Origin of the sequence: Pseudomonas persica (assembly GCF_900291015.1) — a bacterium.
In the GTDB taxonomy this organism is placed as follows: domain Bacteria; phylum Pseudomonadota; class Gammaproteobacteria; order Pseudomonadales; family Pseudomonadaceae; genus Aquipseudomonas.
Map to the genome: position 1 here is coordinate 71,119 of NZ_OLKL01000003.1, position 18,739 is coordinate 89,857.

11 protein-coding genes and 2 pseudogenes are annotated in these 18,739 nt (G+C 57.3%); 2 read left to right on the forward strand and 11 right to left on the reverse strand.

Features of this window, described 5'->3' with window-relative positions; genetic code table 11:
- Positions 1-92 precede the first annotated feature (92 nt).
- Complete coding sequence (gene lpdA, locus FQ664_RS00355; protein ID WP_144169962.1) at positions 93-1,493, forward strand: dihydrolipoyl dehydrogenase; 1,401 nt, start codon at positions 93-95, stop codon at positions 1,491-1,493.
- Between the two features lie 403 nt (positions 1,494-1,896).
- On the opposite strand, the pseudogene FQ664_RS00365 reads toward lpdA, so the two are convergent.
- The 5 genes and pseudogenes from FQ664_RS00365 to FQ664_RS00385 all read right to left on the reverse strand — a co-directional run.
- Positions 1,897-2,406: pseudogene (locus tag FQ664_RS00365) on the reverse strand (IS21 family transposase); the annotation flags it as partial.
- A gap of 430 nt (positions 2,407-2,836) precedes the next feature.
- Complete coding sequence (locus FQ664_RS00370; RefSeq protein ID WP_144169963.1) at positions 2,837-7,600, reverse strand: hypothetical protein; 4,764 nt, start codon at positions 7,598-7,600, stop codon at positions 2,837-2,839.
- A 306-nt stretch (positions 7,601-7,906) separates the two neighbouring features.
- Positions 7,907-8,482 (reverse strand): N-acetylmuramidase family protein, encoded by a 576-nt coding sequence (locus FQ664_RS00375; RefSeq protein WP_144169964.1) that lies wholly within the window; start codon positions 8,480-8,482, stop codon positions 7,907-7,909.
- 11 nt (positions 8,483-8,493) lie between these two features.
- Positions 8,494-9,168 carry a hypothetical protein gene (locus tag FQ664_RS00380; RefSeq protein WP_144169965.1) on the reverse strand — a complete coding sequence of 225 codons (675 nt, stop codon included), beginning with the start codon at positions 9,166-9,168 and terminating at the stop codon, positions 8,494-8,496.
- 610 nt (positions 9,169-9,778) lie between these two features.
- Entirely contained in the window at positions 9,779-10,498 is a 720-nt protein-coding gene (locus tag FQ664_RS00385; protein WP_144169966.1) for a hypothetical protein, read from the reverse strand.
- Positions 10,499-11,043: 545 nt separating this feature from the next.
- Here FQ664_RS00385 and FQ664_RS00390 point away from each other — a divergent pair.
- Positions 11,044-11,369, forward strand: a pseudogene (locus tag FQ664_RS00390) (OprD family outer membrane porin); the annotation flags it as partial.
- Positions 11,370-11,675: 306 nt separating this feature from the next.
- Here FQ664_RS00390 and glmS read toward each other — a convergent pair.
- The 6 genes from glmS to atpG all read right to left on the reverse strand — a co-directional run bounded on the left by glmS (position 11,676) and on the right by atpG (position 18,734).
- Positions 11,676-13,511 carry a glutamine--fructose-6-phosphate transaminase (isomerizing) gene (gene glmS, locus FQ664_RS00395; protein ID WP_144169967.1) on the reverse strand — a complete coding sequence of 612 codons (1,836 nt, stop codon included), beginning with the start codon at positions 13,509-13,511 and terminating at the stop codon, positions 11,676-11,678.
- A 3-nt stretch (positions 13,512-13,514) separates the two neighbouring features.
- Positions 13,515-14,291: a DeoR/GlpR family DNA-binding transcription regulator gene (locus tag FQ664_RS00400; protein WP_063912287.1), complete on the reverse strand. Its 777-nt coding sequence runs from the start codon at positions 14,289-14,291 to the stop codon at positions 13,515-13,517.
- Between the two features lie 226 nt (positions 14,292-14,517).
- The gene (glmU, locus tag FQ664_RS00405) at positions 14,518-15,885 is read right to left on the reverse strand and encodes a bifunctional UDP-N-acetylglucosamine diphosphorylase/glucosamine-1-phosphate N-acetyltransferase GlmU (protein WP_144169968.1); all 1,368 of its coding nucleotides are present in this window, start codon (positions 15,883-15,885) and stop codon (positions 14,518-14,520) included.
- Positions 15,886-15,999: 114 nt separating this feature from the next.
- The gene (locus FQ664_RS00410; RefSeq protein ID WP_023383131.1) at positions 16,000-16,425 is read right to left on the reverse strand and encodes a F0F1 ATP synthase subunit epsilon; all 426 of its coding nucleotides are present in this window, start codon (positions 16,423-16,425) and stop codon (positions 16,000-16,002) included.
- A 44-nt stretch (positions 16,426-16,469) separates the two neighbouring features.
- Positions 16,470-17,846, reverse strand: a complete 1,377-nt coding sequence (gene atpD / locus FQ664_RS00415; protein WP_003253197.1) for a F0F1 ATP synthase subunit beta — start codon at positions 17,844-17,846, stop codon at positions 16,470-16,472.
- Positions 17,847-17,873: 27 nt separating this feature from the next.
- On the reverse strand, positions 17,874-18,734 hold the full coding sequence (gene atpG, locus FQ664_RS00420) for a F0F1 ATP synthase subunit gamma (RefSeq protein WP_112251654.1): 861 nt from the start codon (positions 18,732-18,734) through the stop codon (positions 17,874-17,876).
- Positions 18,735-18,739 lie beyond the last annotated feature (5 nt).

The following is an 18,739-nucleotide window of genomic DNA, read 5'->3' on the forward strand; positions in this document are numbered from 1 at the left end:
TGATCTTATCCATGCAGCAGATTGTATACAATATTTGCATCTCAGCTTAACCTTGTGCCCCTCTCGCGCTTCTTCATCCTGGAGTTGAACCCATGAAATCCTATGACGTGGTGATCATCGGCGGTGGCCCTGGCGGCTACAACGCAGCCATTCGTGCCGGCCAGCTGGGCCTGAGCGTAGCCTGTGTAGAAGGCCGCTCGACCTTGGGCGGCACCTGCCTGAACGTGGGCTGCATGCCCTCCAAAGCGCTGCTGCATGCTTCCGAGTTGTACGAAGCCGCCAGTGGTGGCGAGTTCGCCCACCTCGGTATCGAAGTCAAACCTACCCTCAACCTCGCCCAGATGATGAAACAGAAGGACGAGAGCGTGACCGGCCTGACCAAAGGCATCGAGTACCTGTTCCGCAAGAACAAAGTGGACTGGATCAAGGGCTGGGGCCGCCTGGATGGCGTCGGCAAGGTCGTGGTCAAGGCTGAGGACGGCAGCGAAACCGCACTGCAGGCCAAGGACATCGTCATTGCCACCGGATCCGAGCCTACCCCCCTGCCGGGCGTGACCATCGACAACCAGCGCATCATCGACTCGACCGGCGCCCTGTCGCTGCCACAGGTGCCCAAGCACCTGATCGTCATCGGCGCCGGCGTGATCGGCCTCGAGCTGGGTTCGGTATGGCGTCGCCTGGGTAGCCAGGTCACCGTCATCGAATACCTCGACCGCATCTGCCCGGGCACCGACGAAGAAACCGCCAAGACCCTGCAGAAGGCCTTGGCCAAGCAAGGCATGGTGTTCAAGCTGGGCAGCAAGGTGACCCAGGCCAGCGCCAGCGCCGATGGCGTGAGCCTGACTCTGGAGCCGGCCGCCGGCGGCAGTGCAGAAACGCTACAGGCCGACTACGTACTGGTCGCCATTGGCCGCCGCCCATATACCAAAGGGCTGAACCTGGAAAGCGTGGGCCTGGAAACCGACAAGCGCGGCATGCTCGGCAACGACCACCACCGCACTTCCGTGCCGGGTATCTGGGTGATTGGCGACGTCACCTCCGGCCCGATGCTGGCGCACAAAGCCGAAGACGAAGCGGTGGCCTGCATCGAACGCATCGCCGGCAAGCCCCACGAGGTCAACTACAACCTTATCCCTGGCGTGATCTACACCCGCCCGGAGCTGGCCACCGTCGGCAAGACCGAAGAGCAACTCAAGGCCGAAGGGCGTGCCTATAAAGTCGGCAAGTTCCCCTTCACTGCCAACAGCCGCGCCAAGATCAACCACGAGACTGAAGGCTTCGCCAAGGTCATCGCCGATGCCGAAACCGATGAAGTGCTGGGTGTGCACCTGGTGGGTCCAAGTGTCAGCGAGATGATCGGTGAGTTCTGCGTGGCCATGGAGTTCTCGGCCTCGGCAGAAGACATCGCCCTCACCTGCCATCCCCACCCGACCCGCTCCGAGGCCTTGCGCCAGGCAGCGATGAATGTGGACGGGATGGCGATGCAGATCTGATCCGGGAAGTGGGGGCTGCTTTGTGATCGTAGACATTAAAGTCTGTCTCACATCGGCACGAATCTTGGGACCTGTAGCGTGGTGGATTGAGTTTTAAAGTCTGTCTCACCCTACCACCTGGGCCGCTTTCCAGTTCTGGAAAATATTAAAAACTGTCTCGCATCCAAGCAGAAGCAACCCGCAGTCTGAAGGATGAACAGATAGTCCGAATCGGCAATAATGGCCTACCGCTACCAAGGAACGCGTAGGCCATGGCACGAAAGAACATGATGAAGGGGCGAGAGAATCCGTAGCTCGACTCCTTGAAAAAATTGGCCTTGAGCCGATCATTCTCCATGAACAGCCGAACCGTGGTCAGACCGTGATCGAGAAGATCGAGGGTAACCGAGACGTAGGATTTACCCTTATCGACCGCCGTTTTCATGTTGTCGTAGATGCCGCGAGGCGGCACGCCGCCCAAGGCGGCGAATGAGCGGGTATGGGCATCGAACAGCATTTCATGCCCTTGGCTGGGATAGGCCACGAGCCAGAAAGCTCGGCTGGCACATAGCTTCATGTGCGCGACCTGGACACGTCGGAAAACACCGCCAATCAGCAGGCCTTCCTCGCTCCAATCGAACTGGAAGGCCTCGCCCAACGCGAACGCCAACGGCACAAATGCCCGTACCGCCTTGACACTGCGGCGATGTTGCTTCGCCCTCAAGGCATCAGCCCGCAGCGCCTGATCCAGAAGATCGTGAAAGGGACTGAGTTTGTTGAACACGGCTTGACGCTGATAAACCGGCTGCTTGGACTCCGGCGCTCTGACCCATTTTCGGATGGTGTGGCGCGACAGTCCGGTACGCTTGGCTATCTCATGCAACGACAGCTTGTCACGGAAATACATCCGCCGAATTTTGCCCATCATTTCCATGCTGATCACCCTGTGTTCTCCTGCTCAACAATTGAGCAGGTGCAGTGGAACACCTGGGTCAGTTTTCAGTCAGCACAACGGGCGAATCTTGGTCAGTTTTCGGTCAGCGGCAACAATCTGCCTTCTGGATTGATTTCCAATAAATGGATCATGCTGCTCTATAGCGAATCATAAAGACCTCCTTGTTTAGCTGAATGAATATTTCAGCATCAGCCAAGAATATAACTAGCCCTACCTCGTACAGTTGACCGATGTTCTGAATGGCCTGCTCGGCCGGCCATGATCCGTACGCCTACTTGCAGGCCGTACTCACGCACCCGCCCGCTTACCCAAGTACGCAGAGGCCACTTATCCGCCTCTTAAATTGTTGGAATAATTATTAACTGCTGCACAACCAGTCATCACCCGTCATGCAGCAGTAATACCAGCGTTAATCCATAAGAACGAAGTTCAAAATCTCACCAGTAATGGGACTGGCGAGGGCCTTGGCGGGAGCATTTGCCGCAGCCTGGCCAGCCGCTTCGATCGCCATATTGCGGATATCTTCTGTGGTGGGCAGTCCGACGAAAGCCAATGCTCCATTGACGGCTGCTAGGGTGTCGTTTATTTCGGTGCCCGTTGAGGATTGGATCGTCGTAGTAGTAGCAGGTACATACACAACATTGGTCGTTGGCTGCGGGGAGGACCAGTTCGATCCATCTGATGTCGAGGTGTAGTAGATCACGCCAGGTGGATTCACGCTCGGCGTCGATCCCCAGGAAGGGCTGCTCATGAAGAACACGTAGAGCACTCCATTGAACTCGACGGGGTAGACGAACTGGGCAACAAAGTTAGGAACAACACCATTAGTCTGCGTCTGGAAGGTTGCCGTCGAGCCGATAGTATTGAGGCCAGACCAAGTCGTGCCATCGTACGTACTGAAGGAAACTGGGAAGTTGGTATACGGGGCTCCCTTTCCGCTGCTGTCGCGGGTGTATCCACCCGTTTTGGTTATGTAGAACACATACAGCGTGCCATTGAAAACAATAGCTCGGGGCGGGGTTCCAGGATCGATACCATTAATCGTCTGGGGATCAGCCATTTGGATACCATCCCACTCGCTGATGATCGTCGTTGAAATATTCGGCACGGTGTACTGAGTCCACGTGCTGTTGGCATAGGTGCAATATTGCAACGCGACTGCGTCGCCACCGATAGCTCCGGAGCTTCCTGCGGCTTGATAGAAAATATACGGTTGAGCTGTCCCACTCCCGGATGCAAAGGAAACGGCAGATGGGGATAGCGACATGAACCCATCGGTGTTGCTTCCCTTTGGGACAACCTCCTTGACGCTGCTCCAACTGCCTGAAGGGCTCATCGATGCGTAATATAACAAGCCCGAGTGATTCGAACCCTGCCAGAAGACATATAGCTGGTTAGGATCGCTTGCAGAATCGAGGGGCGGCATAGCAACGACAGCCACGTTGTCATTAGTGCAGATATCGCTACTAATTTGACTGGGGCTCAACCATTGCAAACCATAAACGCTACTGGTTGAAGAGGGGGTAGCGTATGTGCCATCGGTGGTTGTGTATTGGATGTAACCGCCTGTGGCAGCGGGCCAGAAGACGTAAAGCAAATCGTCGCCCGAGGAGTCGGAAGAGGGGAATGTCGCCGCAATCGGCAGCACTGACGATGAGGGGGAAACACTGGCAGCAGCCGCTTCTGCGATTATGGTATTCCAACTCCAGCATTTTACATCGAAGGTGCGACTGAAGAACAGTTGGTTATCGGCGGTGACTTCCCAGCCCTTGAAGGGTGAATAGTTGGAGGCCTCTACGCCTTGGGTTACACACCACAGGTTGTTGTCAAAGGCTACGACCGACGGTCCTGTACTGCAGTTCATACGACTGATCTGGGTGGCGGGCGCAAGCGTTTTAGAAACTGTCCCCGCGGTCTGTGTAGTAACCTCGGGGAAGATATCGTAGTAAGTAGTCCCGTCTTGCTGATACATCAAATAGATTTGTCCATTTGCGACGCTGGCTAGAACCCCCTTGGTCGTCACTCTCAGGTTTGGACTGGTCTCAATTTGCCCCCATGTTGCACCGTCGGATGAGTAGCTGCATTGTAGTGTGCCGGTGTCGTTACTGCCGGAATCTACCCAGAATAGGTACAATACGCCATTAACCGTCACAATTGCCGGCGAGCAGTCGCTCGACACAGATGAAGCGCCAGGAATGTTTTGCGCACTACCAGTCGCTATATTTGTGAAATAGTTGATCGCCCCGTTGCCTGTATTGAAAAATACATAGGGCGTACCATTAAACGTGACTGAAGCCGGGGAGTTGGCCATGGATATAAAGCTTGCAGCACCGTTGAGGAAACCGGAATTGTTCCCATAGACGTCCCCATAAGAGTCCCCATAAGAATCCCCAGCGTTATAGCCCACTGCTGCGATTGCTGGAGTGCCAAGTTCAACGTTTTGAGTATCAGCAGTTGGCAATGGGATCTGCATGTAGGCCAGAGCCCCAAAGGTGTAGTTTAGTTTAGGAGAGCTTTCCAAGTATGAGCTGTTATAGAAAACATAGATGTTGCCGTTAGCAATCGTTGCGCTTGGAGCACCCGTCATCGCCGGATAGTAGACATTATCAACGCCGCCATCGGAAGTGGTTTGATCCATGGAGAAAGGGTCCGCTATTAGGCATCCTTGCGACGTGCTCATGGGCATACATGTGCAATAGCCTATCTGCCCAGCGTTGGCGCCACTATTGTTGTGGTAGATATAGAGATACGAGACGCTGCTGAAAGAGTTGTAGTACATCATGGCGTTTGCCCAGCCATCGATGGTCTGGACCGTTGTGGTGCCAACCGGGGACCAAGACGAACTGCTTATATCATGAACGATATAGGCAAGTACTCCCGGGCTTGACGCTAATTGGAAGAAGATATTCAGTTTCCCGGAGCTCTGTAGCCAGTAGCTGGAAGGTGAATCGGTGATGAAGACGCCGGACACGGCCGCCTGCGTCCAGGACGTTCCGTCGGAACCTAAGCGACAGTACATCAGCGGCACGCCACTACCGGAATCAATACCGCCGTAGAACACGAACAATTGGTTGTTACCGGATGAGTCGGTGCATGCGCATGCCGATGGCGTTCCAGAAATGATGGCCGAGGAGGTCACTCCCTCCGGGACGATCTGAGTCGATGTTGACCACGCTCCAGTCGAACCGGAAAGCCAAGAGTAGAAAAGCGTTCCGGAACTGCCTTCCCCTTGATAGAACACATACAGGTCGTTGTTATACACCGTGGCCGTGGGAGACCCAGTTAGTTGCGCGCCGTTCACTGCATACGGTGTGCACCAACCCAGAGCATCACTATAAGTGGTTACGTTCGGAGTAGATGTAGTGCAATAGAGCTTGCCGCTGGCGGTGTCCTGATAGAACAGATAGACCAAGCCATTGAAGTAGGCCAAAGCCGGCGATCCAGTGGCTGTGGTGCCAGAAATTGGGAGCGACGAGTTGGTAAAGGACCATTGTGTTGGTCCGCCGTTGCTCGCAAAAATTCCCTTCGCCGTGTTCACCGCTACGATACCAATCGAGCCAGTACTTTCCATAATTGGGAGTACAGCGGGCGAACCGGTGACGGAGGGAAATTCATTTCCCGGCTCTACGACGGCAGGCAGCGTAGCCCCCGGAATCCACTGCCCATTTTCGTATACCGCATACTGAAATGCTGACGTAACACCGGTCCAGTTGGAGTCAAACGAAGAATAGAAGAGCCAGGGTTGTGGTGCTGAAAAACCCGGTAGGTCAACTGCAAGCAGAAACGCCCCGCCTGGTCCGACAACGTTGCCATCGCTCCCAGCTCCGAGTGGAGTAGCTTGCGAAGTACCTGTATTGTCACTCATGGATGATACATATGCCGCCAATGACCCTAGGAGGGCAGACTCATTGGGAATGTTGCCGGTTGGATAGACGTTGTTCAATCCATTAATTATGGAAGTGAAATAGATATCCGATGTAGATGCCATGCTGTTATTGAATGATTCGGGCGGAAATATCGCTAGGGTTGAACCGTATCTATCATCCACGGTGTTGCCATTTGGCAATGTCGACGGTGAGCTCCAGGAAGTCCCATCGAAGGATATGTAGCAAGTAGAGAAGCCTTGATATCCTGCTGGTGCGTAGCTTTGATAGAATACATAGAGGAGTGGATCGGATGCACCCGGCGGGGTATGAACGACGGCGCTGGAAGAGAATACACTAATAGTTGATCCGTTAGTTGAGAGAATCGGAACTGTTACAGGAGAGCTAAACCCTCCTGCCGAGTCGGGGTAAGCAATGTAGCTTGGCTGCTCACTATTCTCATCCACATAGAAAAGAAGTATCTGCTCTGTGTCAGACCCAGGCGTAGAGTAAACAACTGGCGAGAGCTGTCCAGTCCCAATGGTTGGGCCAATACCATTGGGGGCGAGATCAGTCCATGTCTGTCCATCTGACGTTGTAACGCAGCCAATTTCTAAGCTTGACGAATAGACGGCAGAATTCGTGCCAGTCTTCGCATAAAACAGGTACAGTTGAGGGTCTTGCTCTCCGGGCGGAGTGAAGACAACAGGATATACACCCCAGGTACCCCCCATCATGGAACCACTTTGACAAACCATAGGAACGTTGACTTTGGGGATTTGCGTGGGCTGAGACCAAGACCATGTTTGACTGCTAAAGATGCTGTAGTAAATAAGTCCGGTTTGCCCCTGGCTTCCCGGTTCGCCGCCATAGAATGCGTAGACATTACCACCGAACATCACGGCCGAGATGGCGGTAGACGGTTGACTCGGTGGAGGACTGGTCATTGCGCAGAGCTGATCCGCACTGAGAGTCCCATACTGCCTCGCGGTATAATAAGGGTAGCCGCCAACACCAGCGTCTGAGTCATACAGCGATTGTCCCTGGAAGAAGCTGTACATCGTAGTTCCGTTAACTACGAGCGAGGGGAGTGAATATACATTCCCAATGCCAGGTATATCCGCATAAGGCGACCAGTATAACTCTTGTTTAGGGTCGAGTTGGTTGATTCCGGCACTAACGGCGTCACCTGTTACATTGCCGAGAAAGTCAACGGCGATGTCGGACCAGCCTTTGTCATTTGTACCCAGCGCAATTCCGTAGTTGACTGCCCGCAGTATATCTTTGGTTGCTTTGTAGATAATAGGCATAAAAGATCCCTCTTTTAATCAATGGTGATTAATAGTTGATGGTTAAATAATATTTCTTCGGCAATCTAGCGTGCAGGCAAGAAGATCAAAGTGTTACATCACCTTCAACCACAGAGCCTGACTACCATGATCCGTACGTCTACTTCTGGGGGTGTACTTACCGTGCCCACCCGTTACAACTCTCTTTCCGCGTAATTGATGCGGTCCTCGACGAACACCGTTCAGCGGTCGTTGAAGAAGCTCATGTCCAATGCACTAATAATGCGAAGGCGTGCAGCCGTCTGAGCCCCAGTACACAGCGGTCACTTATCCGCAGTGGTGCGAATAAGCAGTGGCCAGCCGTATGTCATATTGATTCTTTGCGTAATCGGGTCCGTTGTAGGCAGCTGCAAAAACGGCCCAGTCCTTCCTCCTCAACGCGTCGCGGAACGGAGGTCGATCGATAAACTGCACGAATGCCGCCAGCTGTTCATCTGCTCCCGCACGATGTGCTTCGGCGAAGTCGTGCACTGTCGAAAAGCCGCAGGCGGGATAGTTGAAGCCCATTAGCTGGAACGTCCCCCAACTGGCGGACTCCAAAGCAGCGTCGTGGTCCAGGGCCATAGCGGCATTAAGCCTGGCCCATTCTCCTTCCAGCGAACCGGCATACTTGGACTTGTCCCAGTGCGGATAACTCAGGTCGGGAGCAGTGGCATCGAAGTGCCCGCTCGTAAGTCGGTGAAAGATGTGCCCCTCGAAGAGCACCTTCGGTTCATTGGACGGCGGTGGAAGGAAGCCGGTGCCAGCCGACTCAACGCTGGCGACGGCCTGCAGGCATGCGACTTCCACGCCAAGATTTTTTGCCGATGCGGCCCATGCCTGATCCGAGATAATTAGACTCATGCTTGTTTCCTCTAAGGTAGTGGTGCAGGTGAACTCGTGCTGTTGCCGGTAGATTCCCTCGGCGCAGTGGCAACTGGCAGATGGAGGGCGGTTGAGGTCTGTGGGGTGCCCGAGGGTATGGACAGTGTGTATTGGGCCGGAGGCAGGTACACGGTCTTGTCGGGCAGGTTGAACTGATAGTGATGGAAGAGCGTGGCGCAGATCAGTCCTGTTCCCAGCACAACCAGAACGATACCGGGAGAGGACGTGTTCAGCGCTACCTTCAATTGCTGCGTTTCTCCACTCAAGGACGTGGCTGGCTCTTGTAACCGACCCAGTACGAAGACCGCACCGACCAGACACAGCACCATTCCGGTCAAAAAACCGAGGTTCAGCAACGAGGCCTGACGCAGAATCACCGCGTTGGTGGCCTGCTCTCTTGCTCGAAGCGTTGCACGCTCGAGAGTCACCAGGGCGTTCCATCGCATCAGCTCGGCCTTGGCTGTGCTTTCCAAGTCCTCAAGGGACGCCGATGCTTCCTCGACTTCAGGGGGAGTTTGCAGCTCGACGCGCATCAGGTGTATCTGGACAAAGCTACTCAGAAAGAACAGAAGCCCCATCACAGCAATGGCTCGCGTCATAAAGGGGAGGACCTTCAATTGCCATTGGTCGTTGGTCGCCGGCAGTGTTTCGATGGAAGCGCTCATGGTCCGTGTTCTCTCCTCGCAATTGAGACATTGCACTGCGAACCTCTCGGCGTGGTGTCATGCCGATAGCCAGCTGTAGCATCAGCTCCGTTGCTATCGACTTCCAGCCGCCTTTTCCCTTCACCTGGAGCCAGTGGCATACCGCGGGGCGGTATTGAGCTCGCCAGAAGATTTGGTCCGACGATCAGGAGGCTAGTTTGAGCGTTTGGAACCTCGCTAGTACCAACGACGTTTCCACTGCTCTCGTATCCTCAACCGCAGACATCGACGTCGGCGCCAACACAGCAAAACAGTGCGCCGGGATGTCGACGTGGCGAACAAGTTGGGAAAGCCTTTGGCTCGGCGGGGGGACTTTCTTACCGTTTGACTTGCAGAGTCGCGTATTGTCGGGCGCTGAATCACCGCGGTACTCAAGGGGGAGGGCGAGGCCCAGACACTGGCACCAGAACACTGCTACAGACACCGGGTCAGTTCAGCGGCATTCAACAAGTGGTGCAACAGATTCACCGGGATTGAGTCGTCGCTGATTGCTCGGTCCAGGGAGCTGTAGAACGAGAACCAGCGATGGCTCGACTCGATGTGGCAGGGGGGAGCATTCAGTGCCAGCGCATTAGCTCAAGACTTTCGCCGTATTGTGCCGTTCACCTGCGATGCCGAGATTGCGACACAGGACATCACTGGCCAGTTGGATCGCCTGTTCACATAGCTTCAATGCCCATTCGAACGGGGCTTTCCATGCCTTGGCATAGGCATGCCAAGTAATCCCCAGGGTCTGAGCGCGAGCCAAATCTGAACAAGGGCGACGACCACTGCCCTGGCACTTTTGACAGGGCCCGGAACGTTCATGAACAAGCTGATACCCGGCGCCCTGACATATCGAGCAAATCACCGCGGTACTCAATTCGCCCAACACGCCACGAGTAAGGCGTTGATAGACTGAACTAGGAGAGGGCCATCGTTGTTCTTTAGCCTCTTCCATCGCGCTTCGATAGGCAGTAAGGCTACTTGCCGGGCTTTGCGAGCGATGCCTGAACGCGGTCAGCTCGAGCTCCGCTATGTCATGAGTCAGCTGGGTAGTTAAAGCCTGAATCGCACGCACCTTGCATTGGTCCAGAACTTGCCGCAACAACATTCGTTCTATGTCTCGTCTGTTGTGGAATGCGCTATCCGGCCACCAGACGTAGCAGAACAATTCTCGCGAGAATTCATCGTTGATCATCCTCAATGCGGCTGATACCTCTTGTGCGGATAATTCCGAATAGCCTCTCTGAATTACGCTCCATCCTGAACTGTTTTGACCCCTGCAGCGCAGTAAAGTACGACCGTCCATAGTCCTTCTCCATAGAAGTTACAGCGACTCGGATGTCGTCCTGCCGGGCTCACTCACTATGGCGTTCGATAGGTCTCCTCTCGAGCGCTAGACGAAGTCGTTACTGCGTAGGCAACCCGCTCGGGCACACATATGGGCATCGTGCTGAGAGCAGTGAATGGGAGCCCCAAAAGAGTGATTTCAGGCCTCACGCCTGGTGAGCTCGCCAGAGGAACTGGTCCGACGGTGAGGACGCTACTTCGGGGTTTTGGAACCTTGCCAGTACCAATGTGTGGGATCTGCGACCTCAAGGACGTCGCAATCCGGGCGAGTCCGGTAAGCGCAAAGTTGTTGTTGATATTGACCGTGACCCGTTGTGCGCGATGACCACGCAGGCAGAAAGCGATGGGGGAGCAGGAAGCTCTTCCGATAATCGCCGACCTCGGTCATTGCAAGAGCTAGGGTGGTCTGTCCCGGGCTGAGTGGACACTGACTCACAGTGGAAAATGTCCACCGCAAGGAGCGTTCATGACCCAGACCAGAAGACGTTTCCCGAATCCTTCGCCCTCGGCTTCGGCCTGGATGCCCACGTCTATTCCGGGTGGATGCTCGACAGCGGCGGTGGCCGGACCGGCAAGGCGCGGCTGCTGGGAGTGGACAACGAGGGGCATCCCAAGGACCAGTTCAGCCGCGGCGGGGCGCTGACCAAGCTGCGCTTTTCCTCCACCGAACTGCGTTACGGCGAGCAGCGGGTCAAGACCCCGGTGTTCGGATCCTCCGATAGCCGCCTGCTGCCCGAGACCGCCACGGCTGGTTCCTCACCAGCCGCGAGCTGAGCGACACCACCCTGTACGGCGGGTACTTCAACGAGAGCACCGACCGCAACGCCACCTGCCCAGCAAATCAGCAATAACCCCGATTGACTGTCCTCGCATGTAGTACCTGGATATTTCCTTGAGCTTGATCGACTCGGGTGAGCGTGGAGCCAGGTAAAAATGCCTTTCGATAACGGAGCGGAGAGACTCGTGCGGTTGGATGGTGAGCAGCAAGGAGGAGCACTCAGGATTTCAAGGCAGCGGAGGGGCAGCATAGCGGGATCTGCGCTTGGAGCCCACGGAGGCTCCAAGCGAGACAGACTTTAATATTCAGAGACAGACTTTAATATTTACGATCACAGCTAAGCCCCCCGGTTTCCGACTTACTCGACCGTAACCGACTTGGCGAGGTTACGCGGCTGGTCAACATCGGTGCCCTTCAGCACGGCCACGTAGTACGACAGCAACTGCAACGGGATGGTGTACAGGATCGGCGCCAGGGCGTCGGCGATGTGCGGCACCTTGATCACGTGGGTACCTTCTCCATTGGTCATGCCGGCCTGCTCGTCGGCGAACACCACCAGCTCGCCACCACGGGCGCGCACTTCCTGCAGGTTGGACTTCAGCTTCTCCAGCAGTTCGTTGTTCGGCGCAACGGTAACCACCGGCATGTCGTTGTCCACCAGCGCCAGCGGGCCGTGCTTCAGCTCGCCTGCCGGGTAGGCTTCGGCGTGGATATAGGAGATTTCCTTAAGCTTGAGTGCACCTTCCATCGCCACCGGGTACTGCGCACCACGGCCGAGGAACAGGGTGTGGTGCTTGTCGGCAAACAGCTCGGCAATTTTCTCGACGGTGGCGTCCATGGCCAGGGCTTCGCCCAGGCGGGCCGGCAGGCGACGCAGTTCTTCAACCAGCTCGGCCTCGACGCCAGCTTCCAGGGTACCGCGCACCTGGCCCAGGGCCAGGGTCAGCAGCATCAGCGAAACCAGCTGGGTGGTGAAGGCTTTGGTCGAGGCCACGCCGATTTCCGGGCCGGCCAGGGTCAGCAGGGTCAGGTCCGACTCACGCACCAGCGAGCTGATACCGACGTTGCAGATCGCCAGGCTGCCGAGGAAGCCCAGTTCCTTGGCGTTGCGCAGCGCGGCCAGGGTGTCGGCGGTTTCGCCAGACTGCGAGATGGAGACAAACAGGGTGTCCGGCTGCACCACCACCTTGCGGTAACGGAACTCACTGGCCACTTCTACCTGGCACGGGATGCCGGCCAGGCTTTCCAGCCAGTAACGGGCGACCATGCCGGCGTGGTAGCTGGTACCACAGGCAACGATCTGCACGTTGCGCACCTTGGCGAACAGTTCGGCAGCCTTCGGGCCGAAGGCCTGGACCATCACGTTGTCCTTGCCCAGGCGGCCTTCCAGGGTGCGCTGTACCACGCTTGGCTGCTCGTGGATTTCCTTGAGCATGAAGTGGCGGTAGGTACCCTTGTCGGCGGCTTCGGCACCTTCGTGGTACTGCACGGTTTCGCGCTGGACCTTGTGGCCGTCCTGATCCCAGATGGTGACCTGGTCACGGTGGATTTCGGCGATGTCGCCTTCTTCCAGGTACATGAAGCGGTCGGTGACCTGGCGCAGGGCCAACTGGTCGGACGCCAGGAAGTTCTCGCCCAGGCCCAGGCCGATGACCAGTGGGCTGCCGCTGCGTGCGGCTACCAGGCGGTCAGGCTGCTTGGCGCTGATCAGCGCCAGGCCATAAGCGCCATGCAGGCGCTTCACCGCGGCCTTCAGGGCATCGGTCAGGTCGGGGATGCTCTTCAGGGTGTGGTTGATCAGGTGGACGATGACTTCGGTATCGGTCTGCGAAGTGAAGACATAGCCAAGGCCCTTCAGCTCTTCACGCAGTTCCTCGTGGTTCTCGATGATGCCGTTGTGCACCACGGCCACTTCACTGCCCGAGAAGTGCGGGTGGGCGTTGCCTTCGGTCGGCGCACCGTGGGTGGCCCAGCGGGTGTGGGCGATGCCCAGCTGGCCAGCCAGTGGCTCGGCGGCAACAGCGGCTTCCAGCTCGCTGACCTTGCCGATACGGCGGCGGCGCTGCAGTTCACCGTTCTGGGTGAGGACAGCCAGGCCGGCGCTGTCGTACCCGCGGTACTCAAGACGCTTGAGGCCTTCGATCAGGATGGCTGTGATGTTGCGCTCGGCGACGGCACCAACGATTCCACACATGGTTTATTGCTCCTGGCTGATCGCGGCGCAGATCAGGTTGATGCCGCGGGCTTGAATTTGTTCGCGTGCCGCTGCGGGCAGGCGTTCGTCAGTAATAAGGGTGTGCACACTGCCCCAAGGCAGTTCGAGGTTGGGGATCTTGCGCCCTACCTTGTCCGACTCGACCATCACGATCACTTCACGGGCGACTTCGGCCATGACCCGGCTCAGCCCGAGCAGTTCGTTGAAGGTGGTGGTGCCACGGCCGAGGTCGATACCGTCAGCACCGATGAACAGCTGGTCAAAGTCGTACGAGCGCAACACCTGCTCGGCCACCTGGCCCTGGAACGACTCGGAATGCGGGTCCCAGGTGCCACCGGTCATCAGCAGCACCGGTTCGTGTTCGAGGTCGCAGATGGCGCGGGCCACATTCATCGAATTGGTCATCACCACCAGGCCAGGCTGGCGCCCCAGTTCGGGGATCATGGCTGCCGTGGTACTGCCGCTGTCGATGATGATGCGCGCATGTTCGCGGATTCGCGCAACGGCGGCACGGGCGATGGCCTTTTTGTAGGAAGACACGGGTTGGGCGGGCTCACCAAGCAGCTCTTGTGGCACCGGGACCGCGCCACCGTAGCGCCGTAGCAACAGGCCATTGGTTTCGAGGGCAGCGAGGTCCTTGCGGATGGTGACTTCCGAGGTTGCGAAACGCTTGGCCAAAGCGTCCACACTCACCTCGCCCTGCTCGCTGAGCAAAGCCAGGATGTTGTGCCGCCGCTGCGGGGTGTTTCGTTTCGACATGAGCGCTTAAGTTTCGATTCGAAAGATAATGGTGGCAATCAAAACCTAAGATGAGCGTTTCGTCAAGCTGTGGATAAATCTTTGGGGACGTCCCGCTCCCACAAGGATTGTTCCGGTGTTCAGAAATTGAGCCAGACAGTTAATCCCAAGGGTATGTGTCCAGTTCACAAAAAAAAACCGACTTATTCACATAAGTCGGCTTTCGATCGAAACAGCTGTGTATAACTCAGCTCTTCTTGATCTTCTCCGGGCGCTTCCAGCCCGAGATGTTGCGCTGGCGTGCGCGGGCCACCGCCAAGTCGCCAGCTTCAACGGTCTGGGTAATGGTCGAACCGGCTGCAGTGGTCGCACCCGCGTGGATATCCACAGGCGCTACCAACGAGTTGTTCGAGCCGATGAATACGTCCTCGCCCATCACGGTCTTGAACTTGTTGGCGCCATCGTAGTTGCAGGTGATGGTGCCGGCGCCGATGTTGGTGCGTGCACCGATTTCGGCATCGCCCAGGTAAGTCAGGTGACCGGCCTTGGCGCCCTCGCCCAGGTGGGCGTTTTTCAGTTCGACGAAGTTACCCACATGGGCCTTGGCGTCCAGCACGCTGCCCGGGCGCAGGCGGGCGAACGGGCCGGCATCGCTGCCCTCGCCCATCACGGCGCCTTCGAGGTGGCTGTTGGCCTTGACCACTGCGCCTTTGCGCAGGGTGGTGTTCTTGATCACGCAGTTAGGGCCGATCTGCACATCGTCCTCGATGACCACCTTGCCTTCGAGAATCACGTTGATGTCGATCAGCACGTCACGGCCAACAGTCACCTCACCGCGTACATCGAAGCGCGCCGGGTCGCGCAGGGTCACGCCCTGGGCCATCAGGCGACGGCCTTCGCGCAACTGGTAGTGCCGCTCCAGCTCGGACAGCTGGCGACGGTCGTTGGCGCCTTGCACTTCCATCGGGTCGTGCGGCTGTTCGGTAGCCACCACCAGGCCATCGGCCACAGCCATGGCGATGACGTCGGTCAGGTAATACTCGCCCTGGGCATTGTTGTTCGACAGGCGGCCCATCCAGTCGGCCAGGCGCGCGGCTGGCAGGGCCAGAATACCGGTGTTGCCTTCCTTGATCGCTTTCTGTGCATCGTTGGCGTCCTTGTGCTCAACGATAGCGGTCACCTTGCCCTGCTCGTCACGCACGATGCGGCCATAGCCGGTCGGGTCGTCGAGGGTTACCGTGAGCAGGCCCAGCTGCTGCTCGTTGGCCTTGGCCAGCAGACGCTGCAGGGTCTCTACTTCGATCAACGGCACGTCGCCGTACAGCACCAGCACGGTGTCGGCGGTCAGCGCCGGCAATGCCTGGGCAACCGCATGGCCGGTACCCAGCTGCTTGTCCTGCATGACGAAGTTCAGGTCGTCAGCGGCAAGGCGATCGCGAACCAGCTCGGCACCATGGCCAATGACCACGTGAATACCTTGCGGCTGCAACTGGCGCGCGCTGTGGATAACATGGCCGAGCATGGAGTTGCCGGCTACCGGGTGCAGCACCTTGGGCAGCGCCGAGCGCATGCGGGTGCCTTGGCCGGCGGCGAGAATAACGATATCGAGTGACATTACTGGCTACCAATCCTGGGCGGTCAGTGAAATGACCGGTTTCATAGGTTACAAAAAAAGAAAAAGGGTAGCCGATGGCTACCCTTGTTCTCAATCTACATGAAGCCTGCGGAATTAACCGCCGAACTTCTTGCGGATCTGCTGGACGGTACGCAGCTGGGCTGCGGCCTCGGCCAGACGTGCGGATGCGGCACTGTAGTCGAAATCCGCGCCTTTCTCATGCAGGGCCTTCTCAGCTGCCTTGACGGCATCCTGAGCGGAGGCTTCGTCCAGGTCGGCTGCACGCTGCACGGTGTCGGCGAGTACCTTGACCATGTTCGGCTGCACTTCCAGGAAGCCACCGGAGATGTAGAACACCTCGCGCTCGCCACCCTGCTTGGTCAGCGTGATCGGACCAGGCTTGAGATTGGTGATCAGCGGCGCGTGGCCCGGAGCGATACCAAGATCACCCAGGTTACCGTGCGCAACTACCATCTCGACCAGGCCGGAGAAGATCTCTCCTTCCGCGCTGACGATATCGCAATGGACTGTCATAGCCATCTGCTTGCCTCAACCTGATTAGCGCCCCTTTCGGGGCGCCGGGATTACAGTTTCTTGGCTTTCTCGATCGCTTCGTCGATGCTGCCGACCATGTAGAACGCTTGTTCTGGCAGGTGGTCGTAGTCACCTTTGAGGATGCCGCTGAAGCCAGCGATGGTGTCTTTCAGGGAAACGTACTTGCCTGGCGAACCGGTGAAGACTTCGGCCACGAAGAACGGCTGCGACAGGAAGCGCTGGATCTTACGAGCGCGGGCTACCAGTTGCTTGTCGGCTTCGGACAGTTCGTCCATACCCAGGATCGCGATGATGTCCTTCAGCTCTTTGTAGCGCTGCAGAACATACTGAACGCCACGAGCGGTCTCGTAGTGCTCGTTGCCGATCACGTTCGGGTCCAGCTGGCGCGAAGTCGAGTCCAGTGGGTCGACCGCTGGGTAGATACCCAGGGAGGCGATGTCACGGGACAGAACGACGGTGGCGTCCAGGTGGGCGAAGGTGGTCGCTGGCGACGGGTCGGTCAGGTCGTCCGCAGGTACGTATACGGCCTGGACGGAGGTGATCGAACCTTCCTTGGTGGAGGTGATGCGCTCTTGCAGAACGCCCATCTCTTCAGCCAGGGTCGGCTGGTAACCTACTGCCGAAGGCATACGGCCCAGCAGTGCGGATACTTCGGTACCGGCCAGGGTGTAACGATAGATGTTGTCGACGAACAGCAGAACGTCGTTACCTTCGTCACGGAACTTCTCGGCCATGGTCAGGCCGGTCAGCGCTACGCGCAGACGGTTTCCTGGTGGCTCGTTCATCTGACCGTAGACCAGCGCTACCTTGTCGAGAACGTTGGAGTCCTTCATCTCGTGGTAGAAGTCGTTACCCTCACGAGTACGCTCACCCACACCAGCGAACACGGAATAACCGCTGTGTTCCATGGCGATGTTACGGATCAGTTCCATCATGTTTACGGTCTTGCCGACGCCGGCACCACCGAACAGACCAACCTTACCACCCTTGGCGAACGGGCAGACCAGGTCGATAACCTTGATGCCGGTTTCCAGCAGGTCGTTGCCGCCTGCCTGGTCAGCGAACGAAGGCGCTGGCTGGTGGATACCGCGACGCTCTTCTTCGCCGATCGGGCCGGCTTCGTCGATCGGGTTGCCCAGTACGTCCATGATACGGCCCAGGGTGGCCTTACCAACTGGAACGGAAATGGCAGCGCCGGTGTCGACGACATCCAGACCGCGCTTCAGGCCTTCGGTCGAGCCCATCGCAATGGTACGAACCACGCCGTCGCCCAGCTGCTGCTGAACTTCCAGGGTGGTTTCCGCGCCTTGTACTTTCAGCGCGTTGTAAACACTCGGCACGACGTCACGTGGGAATTCCACGTCGATGACGGCGCCGATGATTTGAACGATACGTCCGCTACTCATAGCTGGATCCTCTGAATTTTTGAACCGTTAAACCGCGGCAGCGCCGCCGACGATTTCCGAGATCTCCTGGGTGATCGCAGCCTGACGCGCCTTGTTGTAGATCAGCTGGAGCTCTTTGATCAAATCACCGGCGTTGTCTGTGGCGTTCTTCATGGCGATCATCCGGGCCGCTTGTTCAGCAGCGTTGTTCTCGACCACCGCCTGGTACACCTGCGACTCCACGTAACGCACCATCAAGCCGTCCAGCAGCTCTTTTGCGTCGGGTTCGTACAGGTAATCCCAGTGATGCTTGAGATCCTGATCCGGGGTTGCCACCAACGGTACCAATTGCTCGACCGTCGGTTTTTGGGTCATGGTGTTGATGAACTTGTTCGAAACCACCGAGAGGCGATCGATACGGCCGTCCAGGTAGGCGTCCAGCATCACTTTGACGGAGCCGATCAGATCGTTGATCGATGGCTCTTCGCCCAGGTGGCTGATCGCGGCTACGACGTTGCCGCCAAAGATGCGGAAGAAAGTCGCACCCTTGCTGCCGATCACGCACAGGTCGATTTCCACGCCCTGTTCGCGGTTTGCGTTCATGTCCTTGACCAAGGCCTTGAACAGGTTGGTGTTCAAGCCACCGCACAGACCACGGTCACTGCTCACCACGATATAACCGGCGCGCTTTACAGGGCGCTCGATCATGAACGGGTGGCGGTACTCCGGGTTGGCGTTGGCCAGATGACCGATCACCTGGCGGATACGCTCCGCGTAAGGACGGCTAGCAGCCATGCGCATTTGTGCCTTGCGCATCTTGCTGACCGCCACTTTCTCCATGGCGCTGGTAATTTTTTGCGTGCTTTTGATGCTCGCAATCTTACTGCGAATCTCTTTTGCGCCTGCCATGTATC

Excerpts from the sequence above, each read along its gene's own strand:
- lpdA (WP_144169962.1), top strand. The coding sequence starts at position 93 with ATGAAATCCTATGACGTGGTGATCATCGGCGGTGGCCCTGGCGGCTAC.
- glmS (WP_144169967.1), bottom strand. The coding sequence starts at position 13,511 with ATGTGTGGAATCGTTGGTGCCGTCGCCGAGCGCAACATCACAGCCATC.
- FQ664_RS00385 (WP_144169966.1), bottom strand. The coding sequence starts at position 10,498 with ATGGACGGTCGTACTTTACTGCGCTGCAGGGGTCAAAACAGTTCAGGA.
- FQ664_RS00375 (WP_144169964.1), bottom strand. The coding sequence starts at position 8,482 with ATGAGTCTAATTATCTCGGATCAGGCATGGGCCGCATCGGCAAAAAAT.
- atpD (WP_003253197.1), bottom strand. The coding sequence starts at position 17,846 with ATGAGTAGCGGACGTATCGTTCAAATCATCGGCGCCGTCATCGACGTG.
- FQ664_RS00400 (WP_063912287.1), bottom strand. The coding sequence starts at position 14,291 with ATGTCGAAACGAAACACCCCGCAGCGGCGGCACAACATCCTGGCTTTG.
- glmU (WP_144169968.1), bottom strand. The coding sequence starts at position 15,885 with ATGTCACTCGATATCGTTATTCTCGCCGCCGGCCAAGGCACCCGCATG.
- FQ664_RS00370 (WP_144169963.1), bottom strand. The coding sequence starts at position 7,600 with ATGCCTATTATCTACAAAGCAACCAAAGATATACTGCGGGCAGTCAAC.
- atpG (WP_112251654.1), bottom strand. The coding sequence starts at position 18,734 with ATGGCAGGCGCAAAAGAGATTCGCAGTAAGATTGCGAGCATCAAAAGC.
- FQ664_RS00410 (WP_023383131.1), bottom strand. The coding sequence starts at position 16,425 with ATGGCTATGACAGTCCATTGCGATATCGTCAGCGCGGAAGGAGAGATC.
- FQ664_RS00380 (WP_144169965.1), bottom strand. The coding sequence starts at position 9,168 with ATGAGCGCTTCCATCGAAACACTGCCGGCGACCAACGACCAATGGCAA.